General features: G+C 72.2%; 11 protein-coding genes. 6 read left to right on the top strand and 5 right to left on the bottom strand.

Annotated elements, in window-relative coordinates:
* Positions 1-165: 165 nt before the first annotated feature.
* The 4 genes from ACFYZL_RS39725 to ACFYZL_RS39710 form a co-directional block, all read right to left on the bottom strand.
* Positions 166-4,068: a multifunctional oxoglutarate decarboxylase/oxoglutarate dehydrogenase thiamine pyrophosphate-binding subunit/dihydrolipoyllysine-residue succinyltransferase subunit gene (locus ACFYZL_RS39725; RefSeq protein WP_388686047.1), complete on the bottom strand. Its 3,903-nt coding sequence runs from the start codon at positions 4,066-4,068 to the stop codon at positions 166-168.
* Between the two features lie 271 nt (positions 4,069-4,339).
* Positions 4,340-5,410 carry an ATP-binding protein gene (locus tag ACFYZL_RS39720; protein WP_384594145.1) on the bottom strand — a complete coding sequence of 357 codons (1,071 nt, stop codon included), beginning with the start codon at positions 5,408-5,410 and terminating at the stop codon, positions 4,340-4,342.
* A complete protein-coding gene (locus tag ACFYZL_RS39715) occupies positions 5,407-6,147 on the bottom strand; it encodes a response regulator transcription factor (RefSeq protein ID WP_384757257.1) in 741 nt (246 codons plus the stop codon). Before ACFYZL_RS39715 ends, ACFYZL_RS39720 begins: the two co-directional genes overlap by 4 nt.
* A 239-nt stretch (positions 6,148-6,386) precedes the next feature.
* Positions 6,387-6,986: a hypothetical protein gene (locus ACFYZL_RS39710; RefSeq protein WP_388686044.1), complete on the bottom strand. Its 600-nt coding sequence runs from the start codon at positions 6,984-6,986 to the stop codon at positions 6,387-6,389.
* On the opposite strand from ACFYZL_RS39710, the gene ACFYZL_RS39705 reads away from it, so the two are divergent.
* From ACFYZL_RS39705 to ACFYZL_RS39695, 3 genes are all read left to right on the top strand, one after another.
* Positions 6,979-8,406 carry a hypothetical protein gene (locus tag ACFYZL_RS39705; RefSeq protein WP_388686041.1) on the top strand — a complete coding sequence of 476 codons (1,428 nt, stop codon included), beginning with the start codon at positions 6,979-6,981 and terminating at the stop codon, positions 8,404-8,406. The genes ACFYZL_RS39710 and ACFYZL_RS39705 overlap by 8 nt on opposite strands.
* Positions 8,407-8,741: 335 nt before the next feature.
* Positions 8,742-9,575: a sulfurtransferase gene (locus ACFYZL_RS39700; protein ID WP_384757266.1), complete on the top strand. Its 834-nt coding sequence runs from the start codon at positions 8,742-8,744 to the stop codon at positions 9,573-9,575.
* Between the two features lie 82 nt (positions 9,576-9,657).
* Positions 9,658-10,464 (top strand): VOC family protein, encoded by an 807-nt coding sequence (locus ACFYZL_RS39695; RefSeq protein ID WP_384757269.1) that lies wholly within the window; start codon positions 9,658-9,660, stop codon positions 10,462-10,464.
* A gap of 161 nt (positions 10,465-10,625) precedes the next feature.
* Here the strand turns inward: ACFYZL_RS39695 and ACFYZL_RS39690 are convergent, their stop codons facing one another.
* Positions 10,626-11,099: a MarR family transcriptional regulator gene (locus ACFYZL_RS39690; protein WP_388686038.1), complete on the bottom strand. Its 474-nt coding sequence runs from the start codon at positions 11,097-11,099 to the stop codon at positions 10,626-10,628.
* 116 nt (positions 11,100-11,215) lie between these two features.
* Here ACFYZL_RS39690 and ACFYZL_RS39685 point away from each other — a divergent pair, with 116 nt between their 5' ends.
* The 3 genes from ACFYZL_RS39685 (at position 11,216) to ACFYZL_RS39675 (ending at position 14,994) form a co-directional block, all read left to right on the top strand.
* Positions 11,216-11,959 (top strand): DUF4097 family beta strand repeat-containing protein, encoded by a 744-nt coding sequence (locus ACFYZL_RS39685; RefSeq protein WP_388686036.1) that lies wholly within the window; start codon positions 11,216-11,218, stop codon positions 11,957-11,959.
* A 96-nt stretch (positions 11,960-12,055) separates the two neighbouring features.
* A complete protein-coding gene (gene lon, locus ACFYZL_RS39680) occupies positions 12,056-14,452 on the top strand; it encodes an endopeptidase La (RefSeq protein WP_384758829.1) in 2,397 nt (798 codons plus the stop codon).
* Between the two features lie 101 nt (positions 14,453-14,553).
* Positions 14,554-14,994, top strand: coding sequence for a MarR family winged helix-turn-helix transcriptional regulator (locus ACFYZL_RS39675; protein ID WP_384758832.1), 441 nt, complete (start codon positions 14,554-14,556; stop codon positions 14,992-14,994).
* The last annotated feature ends 148 nt before the right edge of the window (positions 14,995-15,142 follow it).

Genomic DNA, 15,142 nt, shown 5'->3' with positions numbered 1-15,142 from the left:
AACCCCCTCCCGCGAGGACACCCGCCACACCCCACCCGCACCCGAGGGGGCGGGTGGGCAACCGCCGAACTGCAGGCGCGGGCAGAGGGGGTGAAGGCCCCGCTTGCGGGAAAGCCGGAAGGCCCGGCCCCCCGAGGGGGCCGGGCCTTCCGGGTGTTACGAGGCTCAGGCCTCGAAGACCTCGTTCAGCAGCAGCTGCTGCTCCGCCTGGTGGCGCTTCGCCGAGCCCACGGCAGGGGAAGAGCCGTGCGGCCGCGAGATGCGACGCAGGCGCTCGCCCGCCGGGACGTCCGCGCCGACCGCCAGGTCGAGGTGGTCGATCAGGTTCAGCGCGATGAACGGCCACGCACCCTGGTTCGCCGGCTCCTCCTGCGCCCAGATGTACTTCGCCGCGTTCGGGAACTTGGCGATCTCCGCCTGGAGCTCCGCACCCGGCAGCGGGTACAGGCGCTCGATGCGGATGATGGCGGTGTCGGTGATACCGCGCTTCTCCCGCTCGGCCTCCAGGTCGTAGTAGACCTTGCCCGCGCAGAAGACGACCTTGCGGACCGCGTTCGCGTCCACCGTCGAGTCGCCGATGACCGGACGGAACGAACCGGTCGTGAACTCCTCCGCCTTCGACGCCGCCGCCTTCAGACGCAGCATCGACTTCGGGGTGAAGACGATCAGCGGCTTGTGGTGCGGGTTGTGGACCTGCCAGCGCAGCAGGTGGAAGTAGTTCGACGGCAGCGTGGGCATGGCCACGGTCATGTTGTTCTGCGCGCACAGCTGGAGGAAGCGCTCCGGGCGGGCGGACGAGTGGTCCGGGCCCTGGCCCTCGTAGCCGTGCGGGAGGAGCAGGGTGACGCCGGAGGTCTGGCCCCACTTCTGCTCCGCCGAGGAGATGAACTCGTCGACGACGGTCTGCGCGCCGTTGACGAAGTCACCGAACTGGGCCTCCCAGAGGACCAGCGCGTCCGGACGGGCCAGCGAGTAGCCGTACTCGAAGCCCATGGCCGCGTACTCGGAGAGCAGCGAGTCGTAGACGTTGAACCGGGCCTGGTCGTCCGACAGGTACAGGAGCGGGGTGTAGTCCTCGCCCGTCTCCCGGTCGATGAGGACCGCGTGGCGCTGGCCGAAGGTGCCGCGGCGGGAGTCCTGGCCGGACAGCCGGACCGGGGTGCCCTCCATGAGCAGCGAACCGAAGGCCAGGGTCTCGCCGAAGCCCCAGTCGATGGTGCCGTCGTCGATCATCGCCGCGCGGCGCTGCAGCTGCGGCAGCAGACGCGGGTGGACGGTGACGCCCTCGGGGATGTTGACCTGGGACTCGGCGATGCGCTTGACGACGTCCTGCGAGATCGCCGTGTTCACGGCGACAGGGAAGTCGGCCTGCGGGGCCGGGGCCGGCGCGGCGACCGCGGGCTGCGTGGCGGCCTCGCGGACCTCCGCGAAGACCTTCTCCAGCTGGCCCTGGAAGTCCTGCAGCGCCTGCTCGGCCTCTTCCAGCGTGATGTCGCCGCGACCGATCAGGGACTCGGTGTACAGCTTGCGCACCGAGCGCTTCTTGTCGATCAGGTCGTACATCAGCGGCTGCGTGAACGCCGGGTTGTCCGACTCGTTGTGACCGCGGCGGCGGTAGCAGATGAGGTCGATGACCACGTCCTTGTTGAACGCCTGGCGGAACTCGAAGGCCAGACGGGCAACGCGCACGACCGCTTCCGGGTCGTCGCCGTTCACGTGGAAGATCGGCGCCTCGATCATGCGGGCCACGTCGGTCGCGTACATCGAGGAACGCGAGGACTCCGGGGCGGCGGTGAAGCCGACCTGGTTGTTGATGACCACGTGCACGGTGCCGCCGGTGCGGTAGCCGCGCAGCTGCGACATGTTCAGCGTCTCGGCGACCACGCCCTGGCCGGCGAAGGCCGCGTCACCGTGCAGGGCCAGCGGGAGGACGGTGAAGTCCGTGCCGCCCTTGTTGATGACGTCCTGCTTGGCGCGGGCGACACCCTCCAGGACCGGGTCGACGGCCTCCAGGTGGGACGGGTTCGCGACGAGCGAGACCTTGATCTGCTCGCCGTCCAGGCCCGTGAAGGTGCCCTCGGCGCCCAGGTGGTACTTCACGTCGCCGGAGCCGTGCATCGACTTCGGGTCGAGGTTGCCCTCGAACTCGCGGAAGATCTGCGCGTACGACTTGCCGACGATGTTCGCCAGGACGTTCAGGCGGCCGCGGTGGGCCATGCCGATGACGACCTCTTCGAGGCGGGCCTCGGCGGCCGAGTCGATGACGGCGTCGAGCAGCGGGATGACGGACTCGCCGCCCTCCAGGGAGAAGCGCTTCTGGCCGACGTACTTCGTCTGCAGGAACGTCTCGAAGGCCTCGGCCGCGTTCAGGCGGCGCAGGATGCGCAGCTGCTCCTCGCGCTCCGGCTTGGTGTGCGGGCGCTCGATGCGGTCCTGGATCCAGCGGCGCTGCTTCGGGTCCTGGATGTGCATGAACTCGACGCCGGTGGTGCGGCAGTACGAGTCGCGCAGCACGCCGAGGATGTCGCGGAGCTTCATCATCGACTTGCCGGAGAAGCCGCCGACCGCGAACTCGCGCTCCAGGTCCCACAGGGTGAGGCCGTGCTCGGTGATGTCGAGGTCGGGGTGCTTGCGCTGCTTGTACTCCAGCGGGTCGGTGTCGGCCATGACGTGGCCGCGGACCCGGTAGGAGTGGATCAGCTCGAAGACCCGGGCGGCCTTCGTGACGTCGTCGTCGTGCGAGGCGTCGATGTCCCGGAGCCAGCGGACCGGCTCGTACGGGATGCGCAGCGCCTCGAAGACGTCGTCGTAGAAGCCGTTCTCGCCGAGCAGCAGGTTCGCGACGATGCGCAGGAACTCGCCGGAGGCCGCGCCCTGGATGACCCGGTGGTCGTAGGTCGAGGTCAGGGTCATGACCTTGGAGATGCCCAGCTTGTTCAGGGTGTCCTGCGAGGTGCCCTGGAACTCGGCGGGGTAGTCCATGGAGCCGACGCCCATGATGACCGACTGTCCGGGCATCAGGCGGGGCACGGAGTGCACGGTGCCCAGGCCGCCGGGGTTGGTGAGGGAGACCGTCACGCCGGTGAAGTCGTCCATCGTCAGCTTGCCGACGCGGGCGCGGCGGACGATGTCCTCGTAGGCCTGCCAGAACTCGAAGAAGTTGAGGGTCTCGGCCTTCTTGATGCCGGCGACGACGAGCTGGCGGTCGCCGTTGGCCTTCACCAGGTCGATGGCGAGGCCGAAGTTCACGTGGTCGGGCTTGACCAGGGTCGGCTTGCCGTCCTTCTCCGCGAAGGAGTGGTTCATCGACGGCATGGCCTTGATCGCCTGCACCATCGCGTAGCCGATCAGGTGCGTGAAGGAGATCTTCCCGCCCCGGGCGCGCTTGAGGTGGTTGTTGATGACGATGCGGTTGTCGAACAGCAGCTTCACCGGGACGGCGCGGACGGACGTGGCCGTCGGGACGTCGAGGGAGGCGTTCATGTTCTTGGCTACGGCAGCCGCCGGGCCGCGGAGCGTCACCAGCTCGGGGCCCGTGGGGGCCTCGGTGGCGGGCGCGGCCTTCTGCGGGGCTACGGAGGGGGTGGCGGGCGCGGCCGGTGCGGCGGCCGGGGCCTGGGAGGTGACAGTCACAGCAGGGGCACCAGAGGGGGTGGCAGGAGCAGGGGCAGGAGCTGACACAGGCGAAGAGAGCGGCGCGGCGGCAGCCGCTCCAGTGGAGCCGGTGCTTGCACCGGGGGGTGCGGCGGTGGCGCCCGCCGCCCCCGTGGCGGCGGCGTCGACGACCTGAGGAGTTCCGGCGACGGTGGTGGCGGCCTGTGCGGAGGCGCCGTCCGTCGTCGGGGTCTTCACGGGCTCTTCGGCCTTGACCGGAGCGGCAGCGCCCCCCGGCTTGTAGTCGGCGAAGAAGTCCCACCAGGCCCGGTCGACCGAATTCGGGTCCTGGAGGTACTGCTGATAGATCTCGTCGACGAGCCACTCATTCGCGCCGAAGCCTGAGGCGGGGTTCTTCCCGCCTTCTGCTGCTTCGGTCGTGGTGCTCGGGTTACTGGGGGACTGTGGCGACACGGCGGCAACCGCCCTCTTCCGCTTCACAAGGTATGGACAGCGGGAATAAAGGCTACGCCTCCTGAACCGTGTGATGCAGACCGGACGGGAGATCCGTCGCGTAGGTCACATCGAACGGCGGGTTTCACCGTCTGGAATGGCGGGAAACAAGCGTGGTTCGGGTAGGGGGCACCGAGGTTGCGACCCCCACGGCTTCGCACCCCTGACGGACCCCGGGCACGTGTGGCCGAGATCATTTCCTTCCCACTCGAACCCTACGTCAACACGACGCCTACGAGCTGCCCGGAAGCGTGACGAGGATGCAGCAGCCACGTGACGATTCGGCCACTCCGATCCGGCCTCCGTGCAGCTCCACCGCCCAACGGGCGATCGCCAGGCCCAGCCCGGTGCCGCCGTCGCCGCCCCGCGCGCTGCCCCGGTTGAACCGCTCGAACACCCGCGCGCGCTCCGCCTCCGGAATGCCGGGGCCCTCGTCCCGTACCTCCAGCGCCAGACTCCCGGGCGCGTCGCCGGCCCGCGCACGGACCGTGACCCGGCCGTGCGGGGGGCTGTGCTTGACCGCGTTGTCGATCAGGTTCGCCACCACCTGGTGCAGCCGCTCGGCATCCGCGTACGCCGTCAGCTCGGGCGGGAACACGTCCAGGTGCAGGTGTACGTCGTTGCGCGTGTGCCCGCCCGAACCGGACAGCAGCCCCGGCCGGCCCGCGGCCGCCAGCCCCGACTCCTTCAGCACGCCCGACAGGTACGGCCACACCTCGAAACGCCGCGCCTTCAGCGGGACCACCCCGTTGTCCACCCTGGACAGGTCCAGCAGGGTCTCCACCAGCCGCCCCAGGCGCTCGGTCTGCTTCAGCATCGTGCGCATGGTCTCCGGATCGGCGGCCGAAACCCCGTCCACCACGTTCTCCAGCACCGCCCGCAGCGCGGCGATGGGCGTGCGCAGCTCGTGCGAGACGTTGGCGACGAGCTCCTTGCGGTGCCGGTCCACCGCCTCCAGGTCGTCCGCCATCAGGTTGATCGTCGCGGCCAGGTCGCCCAGCTCGTCACGGCGCCCCGCCCCGCGCACCCGCCGCGTGTAGTCGCCGTGCGAGATCGCCCGGGCCACCGTCGTCATGTCGTCCAGCGGCGCCGTCAGGCTGTGCGCCACGAACTGGGTGATCAGCATCGAGGCGATCACCGAGAAGACCGTGATGAAGCGCAGCTCGGTGGCGGTGCGCAGGGCCACCAGGAGCAGCCCCGTCGTGATGAAGACCGAGACCACGACGAGCGTGCCCAGCTTGGTCTTGATCGAGAAGGGCGAGAAGGGCCGCAGCCCTTCCCCCGGCGGCCGCCGGCCGCTCACGCCTGCGCCGGGGTCTCCAGGGCGTACCCGACGCCGTGGACCGTACGGATCCGCTCCGCCCCGATCTTCCGCCGCAGTGCCTTGATGTGGCTGTCGACCGTACGGGTCCCGGACGCGTCGGCCCAGTCCCAGACCTCGGCCAGCAGCTGCTCCCGGGACAGCACCGCCCGCGGGGTCCCGGCCAGGCACACCAGCAGGTCGAACTCGGTCGGCGTCAGGTGCACGTCCTCGGCCTGGACCCGGACCCGGCGCTGCGCGTGGTCGATCTCCAGGTCGCCCAGCCGCAGGGTGGCCCCGCGCGGGGTGTGCGCGGCGAGGGTGGCCCGTTCCACGCGCCGCAGCAGGACGTGGACCCGGGCGGCGAGCTCGCGCATCGAGAACGGCTTCGTCATGTAGTCGTCCGCACCGACCCCGAGCCCGACCAGCAGGTCCGTCTCGTCGTCCCGCGCGGTCAGCATCAGCACGGGGACCGGGCGCTGCGCCTGGACCCGGCGGCAGACCTCCAGCCCGTCGAAGCCGGGCAGCATGACGTCCAGGACGAGCAGCTCCGGCAGCCAGCTCTCGGCCGCGGCGACGGCCGCCGGGCCGTCCGCGGCCGTCTGCACCTGGAAGCCCTCGGCGCGCAGCCGGACCGCGATGGCCTCGGCGATGGTGTGGTCGTCCTCGACGACGAGTACGCGCCGCTGGGCGCCCGGTGTCGCCGAGGCGCCGTTGTGGCTGGTGTGCGTGTGTTCCATGTCCCGTCCCGGTGCCGACCCGTGCCGGTCAGTGTGAGCCGATCCGTCCGACCAGATCCGTGTGATCCGTGTGATCCGGCTGGTCCGTCTGATCCGCTGATCTCGTGTGTCAGGGGTGCAGCGTAGAGGAGGCGCCGGCCCGCGGCTATGCAGGGTTCCGATAGGCCGTTTTGGATCGAAAGTCCTGATGGGGACCGGTATGTGAGGGCTGTGGCAGGGCTGGTGACAGGGGCCGGGGCCTACCCGGTGAACGGCGGGAGGGCGTCCAGTACGGCGGTCAGCGCGGGCGGCATCGACCCCTGGTCGGAGGCCACCTCGAAGCCGCCGTGGACGAAGGTGTACGTGTACCCGTCGTAGATGACCGGGCCCCCCGTGGAGACCCTCGGAAGGTGCGGGAAGTCCGCCTTCGCGAGGGCGGCGCGCAGGGCGTCGAGCTCCTGCGGCGACTGCTTGCCGGTCCCTGTGGGCTGCGCCTTGACGTCGAGGCGGGTCCAGGAGCCGTCGCCCTTGACGACCAGCGTGTGGGTCTGGCCGGCGAAGCCGCCGGTACGGGTGACGCGTACCAGGGTCTCGGAGGGGTTCCGGCTCTGACTCGGGCTCTGGCTCTGACTCGGGCTCGGGCCCTGGCTCGGGCCCTGGTTCGGGCTCTGACTCGGGCTCTGGCTCTGGTTCGGCCCCTGGCTCGGCGAGGGGGGCGCGGCGGTGTCCGCGGTGGCGGACGGGGCTCGGGACATCGACGTGTCGGACGAACCCGCCGGCCCGCAGCCCACCAGGAGCGCGGCGCCCAGCAACACCGCCGCGCCCAGCCGTACCGCCACAACCGTTCGGGACGTGCGCACACCCACCTCCGCGGGTACTCGGACCGAACCACGAGTATGGAGGCCCCACACCCGTTGCGACAGCACCCCGGAGGTCGACATCCCCCGTATCGCCCCGTGGCGCGTGCTGCCCCCGCTGCTCGCCGTCCTCCTCGGCCTCTGGGGTCTGGAGCGGGGCGGCAGCATGTGGCGCGACGAGTCCGTCACCTGGCAGGTCGCGCACCGGCCCCTCGGCGGGATCTGGCGGCTGCTCGGTGAGGTCGACGCCGTCCACGGCCTGTACTACCTGCTGATGCACGGGGTGTTCACCGCCTGGGACGGCGGCCCGTGGGCGCTGCGGCTGCCCTCCGTCGCCGCCACCGCGCTGGCCGCCGCCGGGGTCGCGGCCGTCGGCCACCGGCTCGCGGGGGAGCGCGCCGCGCTGTTCGCCGGCCTCGGGTACGCGGTCCTCCCGCCCGTGCAGATGTACGCCCAGGAGGGGCGCTCGTACGCGCTCGTCGCGGCGGCGGTGGTGTGGGCGACGTACCTGATGTTGCGCGAGCGCTGGACCTCGTACGCGGTGGTGCTGCTGCTGGGCTGCTGGCTGCACGAGTTCGCGGCGCTGGCGCTGCTCGCCCACGCCTTCGCCGCGTGGCGCTCGCGGGGGTGGCGGGTGGCGGCGGGGGCGGTCCTGGTGCTGCTCGTTCCGCTGGCCGCGGTGAGCGCGCGGCAGGCGCAGCAGCAGCTCGGCTGGCTCGGGCGGCCGAGCTGGCAGGACTGGACTGCGTACGGCGTGCTCGCGGTCGCGAGCCTGCTGCTCGCGCGGGGGGCGGAGCGGGGGCTGGTACGGGTCGCGCTCCCGCTCGCGCTGCTGCCGCCGGGGCTGCTGATGGTGGTCTCGCTGGTGCACCCCTGGTACGTCGACCGGTACGTCCTGTACGCGCTGGCCGGGTTCGCGCTGCTGGCGGGGGTGCGGTTGGCCGGGGCGCGGGGGTGGTGGCCGTGGCTGCTCGTGGGGGTGCTGCTGGTGCCGTTCGGGTGGTGGTCGATGTGGCTGCGTACGCCCGACAGCCGCAAGGACGACGCCCTCGCGGTGGCGGCGGTGGTCCGGGAGCGGGCGCGGCCGGGGGACGCGGTGGTGTTCATGCCCTCCCGGCGGCGCGAGTGGCTGCTGTCCTCACCGGGGGTGTACGGGGGGCTGCGGGACGTGGCCCTGGACCGCTCCCCGGCGGCCTCGCACACGCTCCAGGGCACGGAGCTGCCGGCGGGGCGGATCCGGGAGGCGCTGCTCCGGTCCCCTCGGGTGATCGCGCTGCTGGATCCGGAGGGGCAGCCGCTGGATCCGTACCCGGGGGAGGTCGTCAAGCGGGAGGTTCTGACGGCCGCGTTCGAACGCTGCTCGGTGACGGGCGTCCGGGGCGCGAGGGTGGCGGTCTACGCCCGGCCGGGCGGGTGTGGTTGAGGGGCCTGCGGGGGCCTGCGGCGCTGAGGGGGGGGCTTCGGTGCCTGGTCGGGGGTCGGGGGTCGGAGTCGTAGGGCGGGACCGTGCTCCGAAGTCATCTCGTTTTGGTCCCGGACGACACCGCACCCCGGCCCCACCCCCGGCCGGCACCATCCAGCCCCTCCAGGGGGCGCCTCTCAGCGGTAGGTGGGGCGGTTTGAGGAGCGGGGGTCCGGGGCGGAGCACCGGGGAACGGTGGAAGGGCGGGTAGGGGACCTGCTCCGCGCAGCGGCCAACACGGGGCCCGGTGCGGGAGGATGGCGCGACCAGCCCACCCGCACCACCGGAGGCCCCGCATGCCCGCGCCCGAGATTCCCGGCCCCCTCGTCGACGCCGACTGGCTCGCCGCCCACCTCGGAGAAGGGGTCGTGGTGTTCGACGCCTCCGTCGGGGCGCATCGGGGTACCCCCGAGCGGATACCCGGCGCCCGTCCCTTCGACCTCGACGGCGCCCTGTCCGACCACACCGCCCCCGCCCCGCACACCATGCCCACCGCCGCGGAGTTCACCGAGGAGATGCGGGCTCTCGGCGTGGACGACACCGACACCGTGGTCGTCTACGACGCCGCCGGCGTCTACTCCGGCCCCCGCGCCTGGTGGATGCTGCGCGCCATGGGCTTCGACCGGGTCGCCGTACTGGACGGCGGACTGCCCGCGTGGGCCGCCGCCGGGCTGCCCGTCGAGAGCGGCCCCGCCGCGTACGACGGCCCGCGCGGCTCCTTCACGGCGCGGCCCCGCCCCGGGCTGGTGGTCGACGCGGAGGCCGTCGCGGCGGCCCTCGCCGACCCGGCCGCCGCCGTTCTCGACGCTCGTACCAGGGGGCGTTTCGCCGGTACCGCCCCCGAGCCCAGGCCGGGGCTGCGGGGCGGGCACATGCCGGGTGCGCTGAACCTGCCGTTCGGCGAGCTCCAGGGTCCGGATGGTCGGATGCGGCCCGCCGGGGAGCTCCGGGAGGCCTTCGCGGAGCTGGCCGGGGAGCGGGAGCGGCTGTACTTCAGCTGCGGGTCCGGGGTGACCGCCTGCGTGCTGGCCCTCGGGGCGGATCTCGCCGGGTACGGGCGGCTCGCGGTGTACGACGGTTCGTGGAGCGAGTGGGGGCTCGAATCCGGCGGGCGTCCGGTGACGACCTGAGTTCACTCGAACGGGCCGATTCCCGGAGCGTCGTGGGGGTACTGAACGCCCGTCCTCACCCACCCGCACCATGGAGAACCCCGTGCCCGAGAAGAACGGCCCCTACCAGGCAGGCACCCCCTGCTGGATCGACCTGATGGTCCCGGACCAGCAGAGCGCGATCGACTTCTACAGCGACCTCCTCGGCTGGCAGGGCGAGGTCGGGCCGCCGGAGACGGGAGGCTATGCCGTCTGCACGCTCAAGGGCAGGCCGGTCGCCGGGATCATGGCCGCCATGAACCCGGACGGCACCACGCCCGACCCGATGCCTCCGGCGGTGTGGACGACGTACCTGGCCACGGACGGTCTCGACGGGACGCTCGGGCAGATCGGCGACGCCGGCGGCAAGGTGATGGTGCCGGGCATGGACGTCATGGACCTCGGCCGCATGGCGGTCGTGTCCGACCCGCAGGGGGCGGTGTTCGGGCTGTGGGAGGCGAAGTCCTTCACCGGCGCCGGGATCGTCAACGAGCCGGGCGCGCTGATCTGGAACGAGCTGAGCACCACGGACACCGACGCCGCGGGCCGGTTCTACGCGGCCGCCCTGCCGATGACGCCGAAGCGGTCCGAGATGCCGGGCGCCGAGGGGTACGTGGAATGGCAGGTCGGCGGCCGGGCCGTCGGCGGCATGATGACCCTGGAGAAGGCCCCGCCCGGAACCCCGCCGCACTGGATGGCGTACTTCAGCGTCGACGACGTGGACGGCGTGACCGCCGCGGCGGTGCGGGCCGGGGCCACCGTTCTGGCGCCCCCGTTCGACATGGCGGCCGGGCGGATGGCCGTACTGGCCGATCCGCAGGGCGCCGTGTTCTCGGTCATCGCCGCCTCGATGGCGGAGCAGCCGGCCTAGGCCGTCTCTTCCGGATCTTGCCTGGCCCGCGCCGCCCGGCACCGCACCTCGCCGCCTTGGCGGAGCGCCCGAGTACGGCCAGTACGAGGGCGCCCCGCCAAGGCGCCGATGCACGGCACCGGACGACGCGGGCCTGACCGGCAAGATCCGAAAGAGACGACCTAGGCGTCGAGGGTGCCGCCCGTGTTCCGGATCAACCGGCGGAGCACCTTCAGCGTGGTGACGTAGTCGGCCTCGGCTATGCCGTCGTGGATCCGAGCGGTGATGGCCGGGGCGTGCCGCTTGAGATCGAGGCGGGCTTCCTCGCCGGCCTCGGTGATCCACAGCCGTCCGTCGTCGTCGCGGGTGAGCCACCCGCGCTCCAGCAGGACCTCCGCCTCGGCGGCCAGGTCGTCCTCGGGCCGCAGGTAGGTGCTCATGGCCTGCCGGAGCTGGGGGATCGTCATGCCTTCGCCGTCGGGGGAGATGTCGTCGCGCGACAGGTTGCGCAGCAGCCAGAACCCGGGCTGGGTGTGGCCCAGCTCGGCCTGCCGGGCCCGGGTGAAGGCGATCAGGGACTCGTAGGCCAGACCGGTCCAGTACGCGGCGGGCTGAGAGGCGAGTTCGGCGTCGGTGAGGCGCTCGTTCGTGATCATGAATCAAACGTAGAACCTCGACCTTGGTTCAGGTCAAGCGTCCGGGGGTTAACCCCACCCGGGGTTCGGGTACCGGCACCATCGGCCGCGCCCCCTCGGCGGGCGAGCATCGTGGCATGACTTCTCACACCTCGTCAGCCCGCATCGCGGCCGTCGTCCTCGGCGCCGGAATCCTCGTGACCGGCTGCTCCTTCGCCGACGGATCGAAGAAGACGGCGACCGCCGACACCACGGTCACCGAGGCCGTCACCGCCGTGGAGCTGGGTGACACCCGGGCCGGCTCGATCGAGGTGACGCCCGGGACCGGGCCCGGGGTGACGGTCCGCCGCACCGTCCACTACCGCGGGGGCGGCGCGCCCGTGCCCGGCCAGAAGGTCACCGGCGGGGTGCTGACCTTCACCGACGGCTGCTCCGACGGCTGCTACGTCGACTACCGCCTGGAGGTCCCGGCCGCCGCCACCGTCAAGCTGGCGAGCAGCAGCGGCCGCATCTCCGTGACGGGAGTGGCGGCGGCCGATGTGAAGGCCGACTCCGGCGAGGTGACCGCCGACCGGATCGCCGGCCCGCTGAAGGTCCGTACGTCCTCGGGCACGATCAACGCCACCGGCCTGTCCGGACCGGACGCGGACGTCCGCTCGGACTCGGGCGACGCCCGCCTCGACTTCGCGAAGGCGCCCTCCTCCGTGCGCGCCGAGACCTCCTCGGGCGACGTCACCCTGAAGGTCCCCCAGGCCTCCTACCTGGTCGCGGTCGCCACCACCTCGGGTGCCCGGGAGGTCTCGGTCCCCTCGGACCTGGCCGCCGCGTCCCGCCTGGCGGCGAAGACGACCTCGGGAAACGTCCGCATCTCCGCCGCGTGAGAGGTGTTCGCCCCCGGCGAACGGGCGTTGGGGAACATCGGGCCGCGCAGATGCATTGAGTCCGCATAGCTCAACTTCACTGCCGGAGGGAAGATCATGGCTTCGACGTCCGCAACGCTCACTCTGCCCGTGCTGCCGCTCGACGACGAGGTCGTGCTGCCCGGAATGGTCGTTCCGCTGGACCTGTCCGACACCGAGGTACGGGCCGCCGTGGAGGCGGCCCAGGCGGCGGCCGGCAGCGGGAAGCCCAAGGTGCTGCTCGTACCGCGCATCGACGGGACGTACGCCGGGACCGGTGTGCTCGGGACCGTCGAGCAGGTCGGACGGCTCTCCGACGGAGACCCCGGCGCGCTCATCCGCGGCCGTGGGCGCGTCCGGATCGGTGCCGGGACCACGGGGCCCGGGGCCGCGCTCTGGGTCGAGGGCGAGACCGTGGAGGAGTCCGTGCCCGATCCGCTGCCCGGCGCGGTCACCGAACTCGTCAAGGAGTACAAGGCGCTCGCCACCAGCTGGCTCAAGAAGCGCGGGGCCTGGCAGGTCGTGGACCGGGTCCAGCAGATCGAAGGGGTCTCGGCCCTCGCCGACAACTCCGGCTACTCGCCCTTCCTGACCGTCGCCCAGAAGGTCGAACTGCTGGAGACCGCAGACCCGGTCGCCCGCCTCCGCCTCGCCGTCAAGGCCCTCAGCGACCACCTCGCCGAGCAGGACGTGGCCGAGTCCATCGCCAAGGACGTCCAGGACGGCGTCGACAAGCAGCAGCGCGAGTTCCTGCTGCGCCGCCAGTTGGAAGCCGTGCGCAAGGAACTGCGCGAGCTGAACGGCGAGAAGGACGGCGAGGAGTCCGACGACTACCGGGCCCGCGTCGAGGCCGCCGACCTGCCCGAGAAGGTCCGCGAAGCCGCGCTCAAGGAAGTCGACAAGCTGGAGCGGTCCAGCGACCAGAGCCCCGAGGGCTCCTGGATCCGGACCTGGCTCGACACCGTCCTCGAACTGCCCTGGAACGAGCGCACCGAGGACCAGTACGACATCCAGGGCGCTCGGGCGATCCTCGACGCCGAACACGCCGGCCTGAGCGACGTGAAGGACCGCATCACCGAGTACCTCGCGGTCCGCAAGCGGCGCGGCGAGCGCGGCCTGGGCGTCATCGGCGGCCGCCGCGGCGGCGCCGTCCTCGCCCTCGTCGGACCGCCCGGCGTCGGCAAGACCTCGCTCGGCGAGTCCGTCGCGCACGCCATGGGACGCAAGTTCGTCCGCGTCGCCCTCGGCGGGGTCCGCGACGAGGCCGAGATCCGCGGCCACCGCCGCACCTACGTCGGCGCCCTGCCGGGCCGGATCGTACGGGCCATCAAGGAAGCCGGGTCCATGAACCCGGTCGTCCTCCTCGACGAGATCGACAAGGTGGGCTCCGACTACCGCGGCGACCCGGCCGCCGCGCTGCTGGAGGTGCTGGACCCCGCCCAGAACCACACCTTCCGCGACCACTACCTGGAAGTCGAACTCGACCTCAGCGACGTGGTCTTCCTCGCCACCGCCAACGTCCTGGAGGCCATCCCCGAGGCGCTCGCCGACCGCATGGAGCTGGTCCGCCTCGACGGCTACACCGAGGACGAGAAGGTCGTCATCGCCCGCGACCACCTGCTGCCCCGCCAGCTGGACCGCGCCGGCCTCGGCGCCGACGAGGTGGTCCTGGAGGAGGACGCCCTGCGCAAGCTGGCCGGCGAGTACACCCGCGAGGCGGGCGTGCGCACCCTGGAGCGGTCCATCGCCCGCCTGCTGCGCAAGGTGGCCTCGCAGCACGAGCTGGGGGAGCGGGAACTGCCCTTCCGGATCGGCGCCGACGACCTGCGCCCCCTGATCGGACGGCCGCACCACGTACCGGAGTCCGCCCAGGACCCGGCCGAACGGCGCACCGCCGTCCCCGGCGTGGCCACCGGCCTCGCGGTCACCGGCGCGGGCGGTGACGTCCTCTTCGTCGAGGCCTCACTGGCCGACCCGGAGACCGGTGCCGCCGGACTCACCCTCACCGGACAGCTCGGCGACGTCATGAAGGAATCGGCGCAGATCGCGCTGAGCTTCCTGCGCTCCCACGGCGCGGAACTGGAACTGCCCGTCGCCGACCTGAAGGACCGGGGCGTGCACATCCACTTCCCGGCCGGCGCGGTCCCCAAGGACGGCCCCAGCGCGGGCATCACCATGACCACCGCCCTCGCCTCGCTGCTCTCCGGGCGGACGGTCCGCACGGACGTGGCGATGACCGGCGAGGTCTCCCTGACCGGGCGGGTCCTGCCGATCGGCGGGGTCAAGCAGAAGCTGCTGGCCGCGCACCGGGCCGGGCTGACCACCGTCATCATCCCGAAGCGCAACGAGGCCGACCTGGACGACGTCCCGGCCGAGGTGCTGGAGGGGCTGGAGGTGCACCCGGTGACCGACGTCCGCCAGGTGCTGGCGCTGGCCCTCGCGGAAGCGGAAGTCGTCCTCCCGGCCGCCGCCTGACGCCGTCTCCGGCCCGGGTCCCCGTCTCCGGCGGGGTCCCGGGCCTTCGGCCTGCCCCCTGCGAAATACTGGCTGCTCACACACCACCGAAGGAGCCGTACGTGCACGGGAGCGAAGACCAGGAGTTCCTTGCCCTGGAGCGGGAACTGTCCGTCTTCCTCCGACGGGCCCGCGCCTCCTCCGGCGAGATGGCCCGCGAACTGCACCCCGAACTGGAGCCGGCCGCGTACGGGCTCCTCGTACGCCTGGAGGCGGCGGGGCGGCAGCGGGCCACGGAACTGGCGGCGTACTTCGGCGTCGGCAAGGCCACGATGAGCCGGCAGCTGCGGGCCCTGGAAGTCCTGGGCCTGGTCGCCCGGGAGCCGGACCCCGCCGATGGCCGCGCCTTCCTCGTGGGCCTCACCGAGGAGGGCCGGTCGCGGTTCCTCCGCGTCCGGGACGCGAGGCGCGAGCAGTACATGCGCAAGCTCGCCGACTGGGACCGCGGAGAAGTGGCGGAACTGGCCCGCCTCTTGAACCAGCTGAACGCGGGCGGCGAATAGCCCACCCCTGACACTCCCGCGCCGTCGGGGTCGGGTGTGCGGTGGGGCGCCCTCGCAGGGCGTCGAACGCACCACGTCATACGTGTCCGCTGCCCCTGCCCGTTCGACGCCCGAGGAGGTGCCCCGGCGCGCGCCCGGCCCCGACGGC

Origin of the sequence: Streptomyces sp. NPDC001717 (assembly GCF_042892775.1) — a bacterium.
In the GTDB taxonomy this organism is placed as follows: domain Bacteria; phylum Actinomycetota; class Actinomycetes; order Streptomycetales; family Streptomycetaceae; genus Streptomyces.
Note: the sequence above shows the minus strand (reverse complement) of the source record. Positions and strands in the feature narration are given on the sequence as shown.